17 protein-coding genes, 1 pseudogene and 1 riboswitch are annotated in these 19,336 nt (G+C 40.2%); of the genes and pseudogenes, 11 read left to right on the top strand and 7 right to left on the bottom strand.

Translation table 11 applies throughout. The features are described 5' to 3' along the window. Positions 1 to 104: 104 nt before the first annotated feature. Entirely contained in the window at positions 105 to 1,472 is a 1,368-nt protein-coding gene (locus GXK58_RS21335) for a S8 family peptidase (protein WP_160725196.1), read from the bottom strand. Positions 1,473 to 1,723: 251 nt separating this feature from the next. Further along, positions 1,724 to 2,668, bottom strand: a complete 945-nt coding sequence (locus GXK58_RS21330) for an aldo/keto reductase family protein (RefSeq protein ID WP_160725195.1) — start codon at positions 2,666 to 2,668, stop codon at positions 1,724 to 1,726. Between the two features lie 187 nt (positions 2,669 to 2,855). Between GXK58_RS21330 and GXK58_RS21325 the strand changes: the two genes are divergently transcribed. Further along, the gene (locus GXK58_RS21325; protein ID WP_160725194.1) at positions 2,856 to 3,671 is read left to right on the top strand and encodes an SDR family oxidoreductase; all 816 of its coding nucleotides are present in this window, start codon (positions 2,856 to 2,858) and stop codon (positions 3,669 to 3,671) included. 120 nt (positions 3,672 to 3,791) lie between these two features. Continuing rightward, on the top strand, positions 3,792 to 4,217 hold the full coding sequence (locus GXK58_RS21320) for an ASCH domain-containing protein (RefSeq protein WP_160725193.1): 426 nt from the start codon (positions 3,792 to 3,794) through the stop codon (positions 4,215 to 4,217). Between the two features lie 66 nt (positions 4,218 to 4,283). Here GXK58_RS21320 and GXK58_RS21315 read toward each other — a convergent pair whose 3' ends face one another. After that, positions 4,284 to 5,207 carry a PD-(D/E)XK nuclease family protein gene (locus GXK58_RS21315; protein WP_160725192.1) on the bottom strand — a complete coding sequence of 308 codons (924 nt, stop codon included), beginning with the start codon at positions 5,205 to 5,207 and terminating at the stop codon, positions 4,284 to 4,286. A 142-nt stretch (positions 5,208 to 5,349) separates the two neighbouring features. Between GXK58_RS21315 and GXK58_RS21310 the strand changes: the two genes are divergently transcribed. Further along, the gene (locus GXK58_RS21310; protein ID WP_160725191.1) at positions 5,350 to 5,916 is read left to right on the top strand and encodes an MOSC domain-containing protein; all 567 of its coding nucleotides are present in this window, start codon (positions 5,350 to 5,352) and stop codon (positions 5,914 to 5,916) included. A gap of 34 nt (positions 5,917 to 5,950) precedes the next feature. Here the strand turns inward: GXK58_RS21310 and GXK58_RS21305 are convergent, their stop codons facing one another. After that, positions 5,951 to 6,664 carry a DUF421 domain-containing protein gene (locus GXK58_RS21305; RefSeq protein WP_160725190.1) on the bottom strand — a complete coding sequence of 238 codons (714 nt, stop codon included), beginning with the start codon at positions 6,662 to 6,664 and terminating at the stop codon, positions 5,951 to 5,953. Between the two features lie 885 nt (positions 6,665 to 7,549). Between GXK58_RS21305 and GXK58_RS27115 the strand changes: the two genes are divergently transcribed. Next, entirely contained in the window at positions 7,550 to 7,720 is a 171-nt protein-coding gene (locus GXK58_RS27115) for a hypothetical protein (protein ID WP_202171423.1), read from the top strand. A 58-nt stretch (positions 7,721 to 7,778) separates the two neighbouring features. On the opposite strand, the gene GXK58_RS21300 is transcribed toward GXK58_RS27115, so the two are convergent. Then, the gene (locus GXK58_RS21300) at positions 7,779 to 8,207 is read right to left on the bottom strand and encodes a DUF1284 domain-containing protein (RefSeq protein WP_160725189.1); all 429 of its coding nucleotides are present in this window, start codon (positions 8,205 to 8,207) and stop codon (positions 7,779 to 7,781) included. A gap of 239 nt (positions 8,208 to 8,446) precedes the next feature. Between GXK58_RS21300 and GXK58_RS21295 the strand changes: the two genes are divergently transcribed. Further along, positions 8,447 to 8,986: a hypothetical protein gene (locus GXK58_RS21295; protein ID WP_160725188.1), complete on the top strand. Its 540-nt coding sequence runs from the start codon at positions 8,447 to 8,449 to the stop codon at positions 8,984 to 8,986. 70 nt (positions 8,987 to 9,056) lie between these two features. Here the strand turns inward: GXK58_RS21295 and GXK58_RS21290 are convergent. Continuing rightward, a pseudogene (locus tag GXK58_RS21290) lies at positions 9,057 to 9,473 on the bottom strand (PTS sugar transporter subunit IIA); the annotation flags it as partial. A 298-nt stretch (positions 9,474 to 9,771) separates the two neighbouring features. Between GXK58_RS21290 and GXK58_RS21285 the strand changes: the two are divergent. From GXK58_RS21285 to mmuM, 6 genes are all read left to right on the top strand, one after another. Then, the gene (locus GXK58_RS21285; RefSeq protein ID WP_160725186.1) at positions 9,772 to 10,767 is read left to right on the top strand and encodes a LacI family DNA-binding transcriptional regulator; all 996 of its coding nucleotides are present in this window, start codon (positions 9,772 to 9,774) and stop codon (positions 10,765 to 10,767) included. Positions 10,768 to 10,951: 184 nt separating this feature from the next. Then, positions 10,952 to 12,400, top strand: coding sequence for a sucrose-specific PTS transporter subunit IIBC (locus GXK58_RS21280; protein WP_160725185.1), 1,449 nt, complete (start codon positions 10,952 to 10,954; stop codon positions 12,398 to 12,400). A 56-nt stretch (positions 12,401 to 12,456) separates the two neighbouring features. Further along, on the top strand, positions 12,457 to 13,926 hold the full coding sequence (locus GXK58_RS21275) for a glycoside hydrolase family 32 protein (RefSeq protein ID WP_160725184.1): 1,470 nt from the start codon (positions 12,457 to 12,459) through the stop codon (positions 13,924 to 13,926). Between the two features lie 21 nt (positions 13,927 to 13,947). Further along, complete coding sequence (locus GXK58_RS21270) at positions 13,948 to 14,910, top strand: carbohydrate kinase family protein (RefSeq protein ID WP_160725183.1); 963 nt, start codon at positions 13,948 to 13,950, stop codon at positions 14,908 to 14,910. 72 nt (positions 14,911 to 14,982) lie between these two features. Then, positions 14,983 to 15,086, top strand: a riboswitch (SAM riboswitch). Positions 15,087 to 15,164: 78 nt separating this feature from the next. Then, positions 15,165 to 16,571, top strand: coding sequence for an S-methylmethionine permease (gene mmuP, locus GXK58_RS21265; RefSeq protein ID WP_160725182.1), 1,407 nt, complete (start codon positions 15,165 to 15,167; stop codon positions 16,569 to 16,571). Further along, on the top strand, positions 16,546 to 17,508 hold the full coding sequence (gene mmuM, locus GXK58_RS21260) for a homocysteine S-methyltransferase (RefSeq protein ID WP_160725181.1): 963 nt from the start codon (positions 16,546 to 16,548) through the stop codon (positions 17,506 to 17,508). Before mmuP ends, mmuM begins: the two co-directional genes overlap by 26 nt. Before the next feature lie 130 nt (positions 17,509 to 17,638). On the opposite strand, the gene GXK58_RS21255 is transcribed toward mmuM, so the two are convergent. After that, on the bottom strand, positions 17,639 to 19,336 hold the full coding sequence (locus GXK58_RS21255) for a GMC family oxidoreductase N-terminal domain-containing protein (protein WP_160725180.1): 1,698 nt from the start codon (positions 19,334 to 19,336) through the stop codon (positions 17,639 to 17,641).

Genomic DNA, 19,336 nt, shown 5'->3' with positions numbered 1-19,336 from the left:
GGCTCCCCGGCACGCCCGCGGAAAGCGAAGCCGCCTGGAACGGAAATCAACAGCCCAATTTAGACACACACCTAAATTTTAGAGACTTTTTCAGTGCCCTCGAGTTATTTTTTCTTTTGTTCAGCCAGTTGAAGTGCTTCCACATTGTTAATAATCCCATTTCCAAAATAAGGACTTCTTTTGGATTGTTGATTCACTCGTTGGGCGGTCTGGCTAATGATTTTGGTTACTTCCGTATTTGTCAACTTAGGATTAATCGAACGAATTAAAGCCGCCAAGGCCGTAACATGCGGGGCAGCCATGGAAGTACCGGAAAGTGACGCATATTCCCCGTTAGAAAAAGTGCTTGGAATATCAACACCAGGCGCGGCTACATCCACATAATCCCCAAAATTAGAGAATTCAGCCCGTTTTCCATCCCAGTCGACTGCTGAAACCCCTAAGACCCCTGGATAGGCAGCAGGGTAGCTTCGCTGGCTGGTATTATCATTTCCAGCTGCAGAAATGACCACGACATTTTTCTCCAAGGCATAGTCAATTGCACTTTCAAGGACATCGCATGTCTGATAATTTCCAAGGCTTAAGTTAATCACGTCTGCTCCATGGTCCACTGCCCATCGGATTCCTTCTGAAACATAAAAGGAACCGCCCGTTCCATCAGCGCCCATAACCTTTACTGGCATAATCGGGTTATACCAAGTAATCCCCGCCATGCCAACACCATTGTTCGTATCTGCCGCAATAATTCCTGCAACATGGGATCCGTGTCCATTATCATCATCTGCGTTATTGCTGTCATCAATAGCATTATAGCCTGTAGTTAAACGCCGGGCGAGATCCGGATGATCAAGGTCAACACCTGTATCCACAACCGCAATTTTTACTTTTTTAGAACCACGGGTAAGATTCCAGCCCCGTTCCGTTCCAACCGCTGGTAAATTCCATTGATAACTTTGATAATAGGTGTCATTTACATCATTGGGTAAAATGATGTAATGAGGTTCTGCATATTCTACTGCAGGATTATTAATAAAGTACTTTTCAAGTTCTTTGGCTGTTTGGTTATTGGACTTAAAATTATATACTGTTTCATGTTTTTCTTTCACACTTCCATCAATACCCTTAAGATACTGATTTAGACTCTCCTGTGACGGGATGGTTTTAAAACCTACGACTATTTCATTTTCATAGTAATGGCTTTTGTCCTGCTTATTATGATGAATCACCTTGATAGCGGAACTGTTGTTTAGCCTGTGTAGAACCTGATGATTGGCCTTAATCATATTAATTCTTTGAATATGTCCATTACGTGATTGGACATTTTGTACCTGCAATGGTTTGCCAGTGGTATCCGTCCGGGTAATTGTGTAATTCCGCTGTTCCCCTTTATCCAAAAAGTAGGGACGGAGCGTAGCAAACAAGATAATACCTAAACCTAAGGAAAAAATCCCAAAAATTAACCTTTTTCGCATAGCTGCACCTCTAGTAGTAGATAGTTTCATTATTAGCATGTTTCTTTTTAAGACTTTTATGAATACTACTGGAAAACACTCGCAGAAGCATTTTTACATATAGGAGAGATGGAATGAGGGAAAGGCTCAAGTAAGCGCATGAAGAAGAGCATTGAGTGTTTAAAATTGCAATTATAACTATTTGGGAGCATCTTAAAATCAAAGGGAACCCGCTGAATTTCAATCAGCGGGTTCCCTGTTTCTCTACAGGCCTATGCATTTAAAATTTCATTAATTTGTTCAAGACTATCGCAAGATATCTTCACACCAGAAGCCTTTACATTTTCTAAAAGCTGTTCAGGACGGCTTGCCCCGATGAGGGCACTTGCCACATTCGGCTGTCTCAAAATCCAGGCAAGTGCGAGCTGGCTTAAGGTTAGATTTTCATCTGATGCAATTTTCTTTAACTGTTCCACTTTATCTAAGTTTTGCTCGGTAAGTACATGTGATAGATTTAAATCTTTTTGTGCGGCACGGCTTCCTTCTGGCGGAAGTTCGCCTTTTTTGTATTTTCCTGTTAATACGCCTTGTGCTAATGGAGAGAAGACCACCTGACCAATGCCGTGTTTTTCGCTTACCGGAATAACTTCCTTTTCAATATAGCGGTGCAGCATGCTGTAATTTGGCTGATTGACAACAATACGATCCAGTAACTTTTTATCGGCAATATGAACAGCCTCGGAAATTTGTTCAGCTGTCCATTCACTTACTCCCAGATAAAGAACCTTTCCTTGGCGGACAAGATCATCCAATGCCCGTAGTGTTTCTTCCAGCGGGGTTTCATGATGGAAACGGTGACAATAGTAAATATCAATATAATCCATGCCAAGACGCTTTAGGCTGGCATTACATTGTTCAATAATATGTTTGCGGGATAGGCCATGATCGTTCGGTCCTTCGCCCATATTGCCAAATACCTTGGTTGCTAAGACATAAGAACTTCTTGGATATTTGCTTAACGCTTTTCCTACAACCTTTTCGGCCTCGCCTCTGATGTAAACGTTTGCGGTATCGAAGAAATTAATCCCTAATTCATAGGCTTGATCGATAGAGGCAACGGCATTTTGTTCTTCAACATATCCGCCGTATGTAAGCCAACTTCCTAAACTGATTTCACTGACCTTTAATCCAGTATTGCCTAAACGTCGATATTGCATCTAAAAAATCCTCCAATACATGTGAATTTAGGGGTGATTTACAATGTCTTGCCAATTCAAACTATACTACATAACTATGGTTAGGTCTAATGTTAACTACTTAATAACTTTATGAAATTTAACTTCAATCGTAAGGATAGGTTTAGTAAAATAAAATAGAATGGTCATTCAGGGAGGGAAGTAAATTATGGTGGACAATCAAGTAATAGTTGTAACAGGCGCAACGAGAGGAATCGGCCGAAATACTGCCTTATATTTTGCAGAAAAGGGTTATCAAGTAGTTGGGACAGGAAGGGATTCCGAGAAACTAAAAGAAGTTCAAAAGGAACTAGAAGACTATTCAACGGAACATACAATGGTTCGTATGGATATAACCAACCCTGCTGAAGTAAAACAAGTAGCAGAAGATGTTTTTAAAAAATACGGGCGCATTGATGTTTGGGTTAATAATGCCGGTGCCTTCATGGCAATTGGTCCTACTTGGGAAGTAAAACAAGAAGATTGGGTCAACGATGTAACTACCAACTTGATTGGAACATTTCACTGTACCCAAGCAATTATCCCGATTATGCTAAAGCAAGGATTTGGCAGTATGATCAATATTGTTGGCGGCGGAACTATAGGAGCCTTTAAATATGGAAGTGGATACGGAACCTCTAAAACAGCGATTGCCCGATTTACTGAAAATTTATCGGAAGAGTTGAAGGAAACTCCTATTCAAGTATTTGCCCTTGATCCAGGATTGAATGATACGGACATGACCAGGTACCAAAGATATACAGAAGTTGGTCAATCCTATTTAATAGATATCGAATCGCTATTTGAACAAAACATTGACGTTCCACCGCATCAAGCACCACAGTTTGTTTATTACATGGCAGCAGGGGAACTAAATGACTATGTCGGACGCATTGTATCCGTCTATGAGGACATTGAGACATTAAAGAATCTTAGTAAAGAAGATATTGATGCTGACTTTTATAAACTTAGATTAAAGAAATAAGTGGAAAGATTTCTTGGCTTACCGTAAAGGTAGGTCATTTTTCATATGTTCATCTCTTTGCATGGGAGGTGTATACTGTGAGAATACTTTTAGGGCATAACCTTTTTAGTGGGAGGTCTAATGAAGGTTTTATCAATGAAACAGCCATGGGCAAGCCTTTTTGTTTTAAGAGAAGCCAAATATGAAACAAGAACATGGAAAACCGCCTATCGAGGGCCATTAGCCATTCATACAAGTAAACAAGTGGATAAAGCTGCATGCTCTCATAAAGCTATTCAAGCCTTACTGGGGAAACATGGTCATTCAGTGGATCATCTTCCAACAGGGAAAATTATTGCGGTTTGTAATCTAATCAACTGTTTAAGGGTTGCAGACAATCAAACCACATGGGCCAACCTCGAAAATGGCGCCATCGTATCAGGTAATGACTACTTCTTAGGAGACTTCAACGAGGGAAACTACGCCTGGGAAGTAACAGACATGAAGCAACTAGAACAGCCCATCCCAGCAAAAGGGCACCTTGGATTATGGGAATACGATATCTGAAGTGTCAGCCACCAGTGGACACTGTCTTTCCACGGTGCCTGACACCATTAATACTATATCTGTAGCTTAAACTTGGCATTTTTCTTTAAAGTTACAGCGCTGGCATTTGTTCGATGCTTTCTTTTCGAATTGGTCTATGCTGAGGGGTTTATTTCTCGCCGGGTTGTCGAGAAGCCCAAGCATGTGATAGATGCTATCATTCATTAATGTTTGAGCAGAATCTATTTCGAACGGAGTTAATTTATACTCCTGGCTTGTCCCGGTTAACAAATACTCATTTCTTAGGACAATGTCTTCAATTGGAATATGGTGCTGCTTTGAAAGAAAGAGGGCATAGAAGGCGAGCTGTTTTCGGTCATCTTCTGATTCTTTACCCGTTTTCCAATCGACCACAATCCATTTATTCTGACTAACATCCTTGTAAACAAAGTCGAGGACAACAAACACATCGACACCATTTACTTCAAAAGTTTGAAAGTCCTCCGAGTGCAGGACGTGCATCTCTAATTTGTTGAGAATATCTTGATAGGTTTTACTGCTAAAGAAATGGTTAATACATAGCCGCAGTTTCGTTTTTGCAGAGGCAATTACGTCAGGACTGAGCCCCTCACCATAATAAATTTCGTGAAGCATTTGATATCGCTTCGGTTTCTGAAACCACGAACTGCGAAATTTAGTGGAGTCTAAATAGGCCTTATTTAAGTTCCTCGTTACCAAATCAACCATTTCGCCCGCTAATAAAAGTCCTTTACCGTTTAAAAAGTTTTTCAGCTGCTGGTCAATCACTTTATGGATTTCATCCCCTAAGAGGATGGGAATGTTCTTTATGTTTTTAAGACGATAGGCGGATTTGTTTTCTTCTGGAGCATCATACTCCCAGCCATTATGAGATTCATAATATTGGTGATAATATTTCCGTACGCATTCTAAAAAAGTCTTATGCCTTGAGTTGGACCAAGAAAATTGGGGATAATCGCGGTAAACGTACATAATTACTCCTCTTCACTTACATTAGATTCATACTAGTTTTATTGTAGGGGCAAAAGGATGAATAAATCAATTGGCATGTTTTAGGTGTAGTCATGCTAAAATAAATCTAACATCAAATGGAAGGTAAGGTAGATTAAATTTTATGAAGAAGGCAACAGCCAATATACAAGCCATATTAATTGCAGATCTTCCGGAGACATTTGTAACAAGAAGGATTCCCGAGACGTTACTTGAATTTGGCGGAATTAGGGGCGACCGCCATTTTGGGCTGACAAGTAAGGCAGATTCAAGACAGCCAATGTATCCAAGAGGTACAGAAATCCTAAACCGCCGGCAGATTACGATTGTTTCAGAGGAAGAACTAAGTCAAATCGCTAGCGAACTTGGGGTTGAAAAAGTACTGCCAGAGTGGTTAGGGGCAAATCTGTTAGTTAAGGGATTTCCTGAGTTAACAAAATTACCGCTAGGTTCACGAATTTTATTCCCAAGTGGGGCGGGCTTAATTTGTATGGGGGAAAATATGCCATGTACCCTGCCAGGAGAAGAAATTCAAAAACAGTATGAAACTCATAGTAAGCTCGCCACTCGTTTTGTTAAGGCAGGCTTTAAGCGGAGAGGCGTAGTTTGTGCTGTCGAAAGACCGGGCACAATCAACGAAACAGATGAAGTACAAATTTTAATTAACAACTACTCAAACCCTATGCAATAAACTGGAAAAAATAAACTGACTCAAAAAACGTGAGTCAGTTTTGTCCATTATATAAAAATACCTTCAAATTATCCTTTGAATCAAGTGTGGCAAGCAGGACGTCTTTGACTTCCGTCTGATATAAACGTTCTAAAGAGGATATGACCCAGCTTTCGTCTTTATGTATTTGTTTTAACTCTTCTGGATTGAATCTGCCTTCTTTAATAATTGTTCTTGGTAACTCAAATGGTTCTGTATTTATTTTGCCGGCAGCGGGTGTAATAGGTGAGTATTTAGGGTCTATAAAGACTGAAATTTTTCCATCCGCTTCCCAGAGGGCTAAGGCTACTTTTTTAATATCCGCCACTTTTTCTTCACGCAATTCCTCTAATAAAACATCAATTGATATTCTCGCTTTCTTTAACCCTTTATAAATAATTTCTCCATCTTTAACAATCGTAATCGGGGCATGATTCATTAACTTCCTAAACCATGGCCATTTAAGTATCAGCCAAATGCCGCAAAGATACAGGACAACTAAAACAACCGTCGTTATAACTGAACCTTTAAATTCCAGATGCTGGTCGGATAACGGGTGGGCGATAATATTGCCGATCACTAGGGCGATAACAAAATCAAGCAATCTTAATTGGGAGATAGCCCGCTGACCTAATACTTTTGCGACAATCAGCAAAAAGAAAAAGGCAACAATGGCCCGGAGGCTCCATTCAAGCAAAGTCAGCGATTCCTGAGCTTCTGTGAAATTCAAACTAGACACCACACTTTCTTAACCTGCACTACAGTTTAGTTTATCACTGATGTTTTTGTGTAATTCCTTAGAAAACCTTTTTTAAAATAAATCAAAGAAGGCCCAGTCCTACTTGTTATAGGGACTGGGCCTTCTATTTCATTAACCAAAAGGAGCAATCGACATTAGTAAAAATTACTCTTCCTCTGTATAGGCTTCTACTGTTGTATCTCTACATTCCCAGCATTCAGTCCTATTTCTCTCCATAATTGATAATTCTTTTCCACAAGAAATACAAATATCCATAGGTCAAGATTCCCCTTTCCAGTGAAAATGTTTTACAAGTATATGAGTACAAATAATCAAATATGACTGTATTTACAATGTATGTCAGCTTATAAACGTTTGCCCTTGTCTAATTGAAAAATTTTATTGCTGGAAAAATAATTTTTATTGTTAGTCAATCGGGGGATGGGATGATTGTAATGGCTGATTTAGATGGTTTGAAGGAAGAATAATCTATGGACAAAGAAGGGTACAAAGTGGGACCAAAATTACCAGTCGAACTAGGAATTCGATCATTGGGCAGCTCCTTCGTTTATTATTTGATAACCACAGTATAGGCTGTATTTGTAAACTGAAGGTCTATTAAATGTAAATTTACTGTCAATTTTAGTTAGTGGGAGTTCCTTTACCCTTCAGAGGAAAAATTGGGAACTGTCGGTCAATGAAAAAAGGGTTCATTGCCCTTCAGAAGAAAAAAGGGAAGCTGGTGGTCAATGAAGTAAGTTCATTGACCGAGAAAGGCTTTAGTGCAACCAAAACAAGGATAATATCCAGCTTAATAATTAAAACGGAGCTAATTGCAGATAATTTAAATAGGACAACTAAAAGGAGGGCAGGCAAATGGAAACTAACAACTTTGATCCAAACCTAGATCCATCATCTAAAGGGAATCAAAAAGAGAATCTAGAAATAAGTTCAACTGGTTATGGACTCGAATCCGTTACAAATGAAACTCGAGAAGGACATAATAAACAAACCAAAGGGTCGAACCAATCTTGCGGTGGTTTGTAAACAAGTGGTAAAACAAATCCCCCAAACGAAAAGTATGGGGGATTTATTAGCAATGTAATCACTTTTTTAAGTATTTCTCCCGTAAATCAGCAATCCCCTCTTTACAAACCCCATAAGAGAGCCAGGAGCATCCTTTACAAATATAATCCAAATCATCTGGCTCCACTTTTTCAGCAGTTAATTGAACTAAAAAGGACTTATTGTAAACAGCTCCTTCGATCAATCCCAGGTGACGAATGACATTGAGGTCCATTGTTAGGACATGTTCATTTGAACCAATACTTGCCTCACAAGTGGTTTTTCCCTTATGGGGGCAAGTACAGCAGGTATCATCTAGCGCTGCTACTACTTGGATTGGATAGTCCAAACGATCATCCCTGATTTGCTCGACAATTTCACTCATTTTTTTTACAAAATCAGGGCTATAGCCCATCCCACGAAAGCCATGAACGCACAACAAATGGTGTCCACGTAAACTCAAACTCATCCAGGTTCACTCCTTTGTCTTCGATTATACCGTTTTTTTCTGAATTATTTATCGTAATTTAGTGATGTAAACTTGATTAATAAATGTTAATATTATTAGAAATATATTCCAATTTGGTTAAGCGCACTACTAGAATACGGTTGTTTTTTGTAACAGTAAAAAAGAAATTCAAAAGAAAAGATCAAGATAGCGGAGAGGTTATAAAATGAAATGAAGTGAGTAACTTGGGGGGGAAATACATGGATCAGCACTTGTATAGTATCATTGTCATTATCGCCATCGTTATCTTCGGCATTTATCGGCGGGTTCGCCGGAATATTGGCTGGCAGGAACTGAATCCTAGGAAACTAGTTATCAGGACGATTATTTTCTTTATTATTGGGCTGGTCTTTTTATTCGGGGGACTTACCCATCCAATCAGCTTAATTTCAGACGGAATCGGGATTTTATTAGGTATCCTTCTCGCCTATTATGGAGCAGCCCTGACAACCTTTGAGAAGAGAGAAATGTTCTGGTATTACCGTCCAAATATATGGATTGGCAGTACGGTTACTTTTATCTTTTTAGCTCGACTGATCTATCGATTTTACCGGATGAGCACATCTGGGATTTTAACCACTGCAGCCACACAAAAGCAAACAAATAGTTACCAAAATATGAATGCTGCCTTCGGAAACTCATGGACAGCGGGACTATTGCTGATCATGTTTGCTTATTACATTTTCTACTATTTAATTTTACTAAGAAAAAAGAAGCAATTAACACAAACAGAAAACTAACATCATGTGCAATAAAAGCCTCTCTGTAAATGAAGAGAGGCTGGTAATTAGTTCTCTGTATGAGATTATTCTAAATAATTCTTACACCCTGTTCATCAATTACGACTTTTTCATTTTCACTTAGGTTGGTAAATACGACTGGTGTAATGATCGACGGCACTTTCTCTTTAATGAGATCAAAATCAACCTCGAGCAGTTTTTGCCCCTTCTTAACGGTTTGCCCATCCTTGACAAAAGAAGTAAACCCTTCGCCTTTTAAGCTAACCGTATCCATCCCAACATGGATTAAGATTTCTTTTCCGTTATGATCCATAAGGCTCACAGCATGTTTGGTAGGAAAGACACTTACTACTTTTCCATCGACTGGTGAAACAACCGTTCCATTTACAGGTTGGACAGCGAAACCATCTCCCATCATTTTCTGTGAAAAGACAGGATCTGGGACGGTCTCAAGTGGTACTATTTTTCCCTCTAACGGTTGTAAGATAAATGGATCACTTTCAGCCGTTTTCTTTTTGAATAAGCCTTTAAACATTTGAAAAACCACCTTTATGTATTCTACAAAATAGGACTTAGGAACCGGTTCCAAATCCGGATTATAAAATTTATGGAATTATTTTAATTTTAATAAACTACAGAAAAAAATTCAACGATTATATTCTAAACGACTTTCTTAATGGTAAAAATGATTTTATACTAAAATAGATGATCTAAAAAGAAAAACTATTAAATTAGCCGATGAATGAAAAATACAAATTGGTTAGAGGAAAAATGAGGTTGAAGTTATGAAAACTATTGCAGACATTGCCCGATTATCGGGTGTTGCCAAGAGTACTGTTTCTAGGTATCTAAATGGCGGGTCTGTCAGCGACTTAACGAAAAAAAAGATTGAGCGGGTGATAAAAGAAACGGGTTATATTCCGAATACTTTTGCTCAAAGTTTAAAGGCGAAGAAACCAAATATTATTGGGACAATTGTGCCTCGCTTGGATTCCTACGCGACCTCCCAAACTTTAATAGGAATCGATGAGCAGCTTAGACAACTGAATTACCAAATGTTAATATCAAACACTAGTCAGGATCTAGAACGTGAAATCGATAATATTTACACCATGGCAAGGCAAAAGGTGGCAGGAATTATTTTATTAGCAACACAAATTACAAATACGCATCTGGAAGCCATTCAACAGGTACAAATTCCAATTCTGCTCGTTGGACAACAGCATAATGAAGTGTACAGTTTGATTCATAATGATTATGAAGCCGGCTATGATATAGGAAAATATATCTTAGCTAAAGGACATCGGAAAATTGCCTTCTTGGGTGTACCTGAATACGATATTGCTGTTGGGGTAAAAAGAAAGGAAGGGTTTAGACAAGCTATCCAAGAAGGCCATGGCTGTGAAGTGAAGTATTACGAAACAAGTTTTAAAATGGCTGAAGCTATTGACAAAGTACCGGAGATTATTGATGATTTTAACCCAACTATATTAGTTTGTGCTACTGACAATATTGCACTGGGAGCGATCAAAGCGGCTCATTTAAAAGGGATAAGTGTCCCAAGAGACTTATCTGTTACAGGATTCGGCGGGTATGAGGTAACCGAGATTGTTCATCCTAGTTTAACAACGGTTAAATTTTTCTATAAAGAGGCGGGCCAAACGGCCGCCCAAAGTATGGTCCAACTAATCAACAGTGAAGAGCTGCCATCGTTAATTTATTCAAAATATGAAATTATAGAAAGAGAAAGCGTTGACAACATAAATAATCATAAATTATAATATAGTGGAATCGGTTCCATAAAGGAACCTTTTAATCGGTCCTCGATTAGAACCGGTTCCACGTTCAACTAAAGAATGGAACTTATATTTTTTTTAATAATTTTGGAACCGGTTCCCAAAATTATTTATTTTTTATTCACTGGAACCGGTACCACCCAAAAGCTATAATAAAGGAGAATGAGAAATGAACCACAAAGAAGTTGCACAGGCGATTTTAACTGCCATTGGCGGTAAAGAAAATGTTTCAGCTGCAGCACATTGTGCTACAAGATTACGTTTAGTTTTACATGATGAAGAAAAGGTCGACCAAGCTGGGTTAGATGGAATAGAGACGGTTAAAGGAACCTTTTCAACAGGTGGACAATTTCAAATCATTCTCGGTGCCGGAATTGTTAACGAAGTGTATAAACATTTGATTCAACTAGCAGGAATCTCCGAGATGTCCACAACTCAGGTAAAAAATGAAGGAACGAAGAAACAAAACCCACTCCTGCAGCTCGTAAAATTACTTTCAGATATTTTTGTCCCGATTATCCCTGCGATTGTTGCAGGCGGTTTGTTAATGGGATTAAATAACGTATTAACGGCAAAGGATTTATTTTTAGAGGGAAAATCGTTAATCGATGCGAATCCGGGGATGGCTGATTTAGCCGGGATGATCAACACGTTTGCAAATGCAGCCTTCGTATTTTTACCCGTATTAATCGGATTCTCAGCTACAAAACGCTTTGGAGGAAATGCTTTTTTGGGAGCGGCATTAGGGATGATTATGGTTCATCCGGACCTGTTAAATGCCTATAATTACGGGGCTGCTTTAGTTGATCATAAAGTACCTGTCTGGAACATATTTGGCTTTGAGATAGAAAAAGTAGGCTATCAAGGAACCGTATTACCCGTTTTGGCATCTTCTTTCATACTAGCAAAAATTGAAATTAGTTTACGGAAGATCATTCCATCTGCGTTAGATAACCTGCTTACCCCGCTATTATCTATTTTGGTAACGAGTGCGTTAACTTTTACCGTCGTAGGTCCAATCATGAGAACGGCTGGTAACCTTTTTACAGACGGACTTGTTTGGTTATATGATACAACCGGATTTATTGGCGGCGCTCTCTTAGGATTATTCTATGCCCCAATCGTTATAACTGGTATGCATCAAAGCTTTATTGCTGTTGAAACACAACTGATTTCTGACATAGCAAAAACGGGCGGGTCGTTCCTTTTCCCAATTGCTGCAATGTCCAACGTAGCTCAAGGTGCGGCAACTCTGGCTGTACTCTTAGTAACTAAAGACCAAAAGCTGAAGAGTCTTGCTTCTGCTTCAGGTATTTCGGCACTATTAGGGATTACAGAGCCTGCCATGTTCGGCGTCAATTTAAAGCTGAAATATCCATTTATCGGAGCAATTATTGGGTCTGGCGTTGCATCTGGATTTGTCACCTTCTTTAAGGTAAAAGCAGTTGCACTAGGTGCTGCCGGCCTGCCAGGAATCATTTCAATTAAGCCGGGCTCGATTTTATCTTACGTAATAGGAATGGCTATCTCCATTTTAACAGCCTTTATCGTTACCTTTGTACTAGCGAAACGTGATGCTAGAAAAAGTCATGCAGATAAGATCAAACAAGCGGCATAATCAATAAAAGGGGGGAATCACTAGATTCTCCTTTCTTTCTTAAGGAGTAAACAATCATGATTTGGACAAAAGAGCGGCGGTATCGCCGAATAGAAGAGGCGGACAAAGAAGAACTCTTACAATTAGAATTGCAGGTTAGGGATTGTCAATGGCGTCAAACCTATCATATACAGCCGGAAACAGGTTTATTAAATGATCCTAATGGATTTTCTTATTATAACGGGGAGTATCATTTGTTTTATCAATGGTTCCCGCTAGGACCTGTTCATGGTCTGAAATATTGGTATCACACGAAGTCAAAGGATTTGGTACATTGGGAGAATGCTGGGATTGGGATTGAGCCGGATCATGATTATGACAGCCATGGCGCCTATTCAGGCAGTGCTATTGAACATGACGGCAAATTGTATTTACTTTATACAGGGAATACACGCGATGAGCAGTGGGTTCGGCATCCCTATCAGTGTCTGGCAATTATGGATCAAACGGGGGAAATAAACAAATGGGACCAGCCTGTTATACTGGATGTACCAGAAGGTTATACGGATCATTTTCGTGATCCGAAAGTTTGGAAAAAAGGCAATGACTTCTACGCGGTAATCGGAGCACAGCGGGAAAACGAAACCGGCTGTGTGGTGTTATATCAATCAGCCGACCTAATTAATTGGAAATTCAAAGGAGAAGTGCAGACAAACCTAACCTCGTTTGGCTATATGTGGGAATGTCCCGACTATTTTGAACTGCAGGAACAAGGTGTATTGATTTTCTCTCCCCAAGGATTAACCCCGAGTGGGGATCAATATCAAAATATTTATCAATCTGGATATGTGATTGGCGGTCAGCTTGATTTCAATAACCAGACCCTGACTCATGGGGCATTTCAGGAGCTTGATAGAGGATTTGATTTTTATGCCCCGCAAACCATGTTAGATCCAGACGGCCGCAGAATCTTAGTAGGCTGGATGGGGCTTCCGGAAATAGATTATCCATCCGATAAAAATGGATGGGCTCACTGTTTAACATTACCAAGAGAAGTATCGATCCGTGGTGAAAAACTTATCCAGCAACCTGTAAAAGAGCTTCAAAGACTTCGCAAACAGCAGTATGATATAAAAGACAGGATCGACTGTGAGATAAAGGTCTATGAACATTTTAACGGGTCATCCTTTGAAATGGTATGTGAATTTGAGGATTTTGATGCTGAAGTAGTTGGTGTTGAATTCAGGGCCGGGGAAAAAGAAAAAACAGTCATCAAATATGATGCCAAACAGAAAAAAATCATTTTAGATCGTACTAACTCAGGAGAGCCTGTTGGCGAAACATTTGGAACGGTGAGAAAATGCGTCATGGATACTCAAGCGATAAAGTTTCACCTTTTTGTGGACACTTCTTCAGTTGAAATCTTTATAAATGATGGGGAAGAGGTATTTACAAGCCGGATTTTTCCAGGGCCGGACAGCAAGGAGATTCGTTTCTTTGCAGAGGGCGGAAAAGCATTATTCAAAGCTAGCAAATGGAACATTTAACAAAATCAAGAGGTGAAGAAATTGAAATCATTGTGTTCAATAGGGGAAGTTCTAATTGATTTTATCCCTCTCCAAAAGGGTAAAGCATTAAAGGATGTAAATGGGTTTGAGCGCGCCCCGGGAGGCGCTCCTGCAAATGTGGCAGCAGCAGTGGCGAAATTTGGCGGGAAGGCATCGATGATTACCAAGCTGGGCAAGGATGCGTTTGGTGATTTTCTTTTAGAGCAGCTGCAGCAGGCGGGGGTGAACACAGATAAAATCTCAAGAACTAGTGAGGCAAATACAGGGCTTGCCTTTGTATCGCTAAAGGAGAATGGTGAACGGGATTTTTCTTTCTATCGCAACCCATCTGCCGACCTTTTGTTACATGAAAATGAAATAGAGGAGAAGTGGTTTAGTGAGGGCGATATTCTTCACTTCTGTTCTGTAGATTTAGTGGAAAGTCCAATGAAACAGGCACATGTCAAGGCTATTTCTTCAGCTAAGGCGAAGGGCAGTCTGATCAGCTTTGATCCGAATGTGCGGCTGCCGCTCTGGGAAAAACCAGATGAATGCCGAAAAACCATACTGGAATTTATCCCAGCGGCACACTTGGTAAAGATATCTGATGAAGAGCTGGAGTTCATTACGGGGATTCAAGATGTAGAACAAGCGATTGAATCCTTATTCGTTGGGGACGTACATGCTGTTATTTTTACAAAAGGTTCTCAAGGCGCAGAACTATTTGTGAGAGGACAACATTATCAATCAACAGGGTTCTCTGTGAATGTGCAGGATACTACCGGTGCAGGAGATGCTTTCATTGGCGGCTTTTTATACAAGCTGCTAGAAAAAAACGTCAGTCAAAAAAACTTAGAAGAAGTTCTATGTAAACACCACCAAGAGATTCTTACGTTCTCCAATGCAAGCGGTGCCCTTACGACCACAGGAAAAGGCGCGATATCCTCACTGCCAACAATAGAGGAAATCAACCAAATTCTTTAAAAACATTAGCAATGTTATTAAAAATTAATTATTGACAATTTTTACATAGCTTGTTAAGGTTGTAAAAAAATATTCTTATCCAGAGAGGCGGAGGGACTGGCCCGATGAAACCTCAGCAACAGGTCTGCAGAGACACTGTGCTAATTCCTGTGGGTGAAGACCCTGATAGATGAGAGCATTCGTTTCTATTTGTCAGCTGCGCACTCGTTTGAGTGCGTTTTTGTTTTACCTGGATAGAACTAAAGGAGTGTAATATGGAGAATAAAAACAGGCAAGAATTTCAAAGAAAGATGCACGCACGTCATTTAATTATGCTATCGCTTGGCGGGGTAATAGGCACTGGATTATTTCTAAGTACAGGTTACACCATTCAACAAGCAGGTCCGTTTGGTACCATTTTATCCTATCTAATTGGAGCGTTAGTTGTTTATCTTGTTATGCTTTGTTTGGGGGAACTCTCCGTACATATGCCCGAAACAGGGGCATTTCATAGCTATGCTGCGAAATATATTGGACCGGCGACGGGGTATACTGTAGCCTGGTTGTATTGGCTGACTTGGACCGTTGCATTAGGTTCAGAATTTACTGCGGCGGGCTTACTTATGCAGAGATGGTTTCCATCTATCAATGTCTGGGTCTGGAGTGCCTTCTTTGCCATTTTGATTTTTGTACTAAATGTATTAACCGTCAAGTTTTTCGCTGAGTCCGAATTTTGGTTTTCTTCGATAAAGGTCATTGCTATTGTACTATTTATTGTTTTAGGTGCGGCCGCACTTGCTGGGATACTTCCAATGTCTCATCCGAATTCAGCTCCATTCTCTAATTTTACAAATGCAGGCTTATTCCCTCATGGTGTTACTGGAATTTTAATGACTATGCTTGCGGTTAATTTTGCGTTTTCAGGAACAGAACTAATAGGAATTGCTGCAGGAGAAACAGAGAATCCGGAGAAATCGATACCGAAAGCGATTCGAACCACCTTGTGGCGATTGATTATCTTTTTTGTCGGAACGATTGTTATTTTATCTACGTTATTACCTATGTCGGATGCTGGGGTATTAGAGAGCCCATTTGTTGCGGTACTTGAACGAATAGGGGTACCTTATGCAGCGGACATTATGAACTTTGTGATTCTGACTGCTATTCTATCAGCAGCAAACTCAGGCCTGTACGCCTCCTCTAGAATGCTTTGGTCGCTAGCAGACAAGAAAACCATATCGCCGATCTTTAGAAAAATGACAACAAAAGGAGTTCCAATTAATGCGGTCATTTTCAGTATGGCAGGCGGAGCTTTAGCCTTACTCTCAAGTATTGTTGCACCAGATACGATTTATATCGTGTTAGTTTCCATTTCTGGATTAGCAGTGGTTGTAGTTTGGATGAGCATTAGCGCGTCACAGTTCTTTTTTAGAAGACAATATTTAAAAGAGGGGAACTCTGAAAAGGACTTGGTGTATCGTACACCACTATATCCTCTCGTACCAATTGCATCATTCATTCTGTGCCTGGCATCATGTGTTGGAATCGCATTTGATCCCACACAACGAATTGCTCTATATTGCGGGGTTCCATTTATTTTATTTTGCTATGTTAGTTATTATCTAACACAAAATGTAAAGAAGAGGGGTGTAGAATATGTCCAACAAAATCAACCCAATTAATTCAATCTTATCTCAACATTCTATTATGATTCTTGACGGGGCCTTAGCTACAGAATTGGAGGCACACGGTTGTAACTTGGCCGACCCACTTTGGTCGGCAAGAGTGCTAATAGAAAATCCAGATTTAATTTATCAGGTTCATTTGGATTATTTTCGTGCTGGAGCCGATTGTGCGATAACGGCAAGCTATCAAGCTACTATTGAGGGATTTGCTGCCCGTGGAATTCAAGACGACGAAGCGCTGGAGTTAATAAAGAAAACGGTGCTGTTAGCAAAAAGAGCAAGAGATGATTTTTGGAAGGAAAATACGGAAGAAAATCGTCCCAAACCATTGGTTGTTGCCTCTGTTGGACCTTATGGGGCATATCTTGCTGATGGTTCTGAATATGTAGGAAATTATGGTGTTTCTGATGAGACGTTAGCAGCGTTTCACCGTCCTAGAATTTCCGCGTTGATTGAAGCAGGTGCAGACCTATTAGCATTTGAAACGATTCCATCCTTGCAGGAAGCGCGTGTACTTAATTCATTGTTGAGTGAATTTCCAGAAGCATATGCTTGGCTATCTTTTTCCTTGAAAAATGAAGACGAGATTAGTGAGGGGACTAAGCTCGCTGAATGTGCTAGTTTTTTTGAGCACAGTGAACAAATTGCCGCGATTGGACTTAATTGTGCACCAACTGATGTGGTTACAGGTGCGATTCAAAAGTTTAGGGAGAATACCAAGAAGCCTATTCTTGTTTATCCGAACTCTGGGGAAACTTATAATCCAGAAACAAAAACATGGCATGGAGAGGAACAATGTAAAGCGTTTGACACTCTATCCGAAGAATGGTATCAAGCAGGGGCACGACTCATAGGAGGATGTTGCAGAACTGCTCCTAGGCATATTGAGGAGATTTCAAAAAAATGGCGCTCTGCTCAGGTTCTAAATCAGTAAGTTAATAGGAAGATAGCAAAAAAGGGGCAGCAATTTAACTTTGCTGCCTTATTTTTTAGGCTTTGCTATAGGTCATTGCTGATATTGTAATAAATGTTCATTGGGCATAATATTTTCATTTCGCAGGTTATTAACTGCTAAAATACTTATTTTCTATTTTTTCTGCGGTCCTTGTTGCTAAAGCTTGGGTTGTAAGAGTGGGGTTAGGTCCGCCAAGGCTATTGAAAAGGACGCTGTTATCCGCGATGAATAGTCTTTTAACCTGATGTGCTTCGCAGTTTGTGTCTGTCACATAACCAATCCGCATGGTGCTGTGCATATGAATAAATACACCTGGCGGCATGTTTGTGCGAATGATTTGTTTGGCACCGGCCTTTTTCAAAATTTCTGCTGCAATTCTAGTCAAGTATTCCCTTTTAGGATAATCCTTTTTACTAGGTTTATATGTAAGGATGGGAACATGGCCATTTACATCCAATCGAACGGGGTCTAAAGAAATTCCATTCCTATGATTCGCCTCATCACCAATGATTACGGCAATACTTAAAGTTCTTGAATACTCGGACATGACCTCCTTTAGTGCTGTACCCGTAAGGACTCCTTCAAAAACTGATGGAGCGGCAGGATTAAAAAGGGCATAACCTGATTGGCTTGACCCGTATAATAAGGTTGAATAGGCACCAGGGCTAGTTCCAAAAGCCAAAAGCATCCCAAGCCCAGGGTAGTCAAATCGCGCCCCGGAAGTTTGTCCAATGTACGGTAATCCCTCAGAAATACCCAAAAGATTATTTAAAACCCTCTCATCAAATACACCGGTAATACAATCAAACCAATGGTTCGTCAAACCTTTACCCACCCAAGGATTTTCTGGCAGTTTCGAATTCAGCCAAAGGCGGGGCGTTTCAATCACACCAGCTGCAGAAACAATAACTTTTGCTCTTATGTCTGCTGTTTCCGCTGTCCATGTGTTCCTAATCTTTACCCCGCTCGCTCTAACCCCGCCAGCTGGATCATTCTCAGTTAGAATCTTAGAGACAAAGGTGTTTGGTCGAATCTCGACATTTCCTGTCTTTAGTGCAAGTGGTATATAACTTACTAAAGTAGATCGTTTTGCCACAGTTTCAATGGAAGGGCCTGTTTTACATCCATTGATACAATGACCTCTGAGCGTACATCCTAAATGAGGCTCATTGAAATCAAATGCAGGATTATTTATCTCAGGGTCAGGCTGGAGAATGGCATTGGGCTGCGGACGGTATCCTGGAGTTGTCACATTTTGAGTCGTTAACAGGGACCAGCCTGCTTTTTTTGCTCCATAAAAAAATAATTCTTCTTTTGCTGTCATAGGTGCAGGTTTCACTGGAAGAGTCGCTTCAACCTTTTCGTAGTAGGGAATCATTTCCCGATATGAAATGGGCCAAACTTGGTCTACTGCACTTGGATAGGCCCGTGGTGAGTTTGCCAGATATTGAAGGGTGGTACCGCCGACTCCGGAATTCTGCCAGATAAATCCTTTCTGCTGAATGCCTCGAAACCATGGCTTTTGATTTCTATCTGCCGGTCCCCAGCGGAATTTTCCTGACACCAAATCGTTCATGTCTTCTTCATAATCAGTAAAACAATCGTCCAAAATTTTTTTATCCAAATCTGCTGCGCTTGAGCTGCTCAAAGCCCCAGGGTTCTTGTTGGGCTCAGGCCATTTATTGTTTCCGTACCATGGCCCGGCTTCCAAAAGTAATACAGATAGCCCTTTTTCACCAAGTTCTTTGGCGATGACCGCTCCGCCGCCGCCGGCACCAATTACAATTACATCAGCATCAAGACACAT

This window comes from Bacillus sp. USDA818B3_A (assembly GCF_009928415.1).
Classification (GTDB): domain Bacteria; phylum Bacillota; class Bacilli; order Bacillales; family Cytobacillaceae; genus Neobacillus.
The sequence above is the reverse complement of the archived record's forward strand: the minus strand, read 5'-3'. Positions and strand labels throughout refer to the sequence as shown.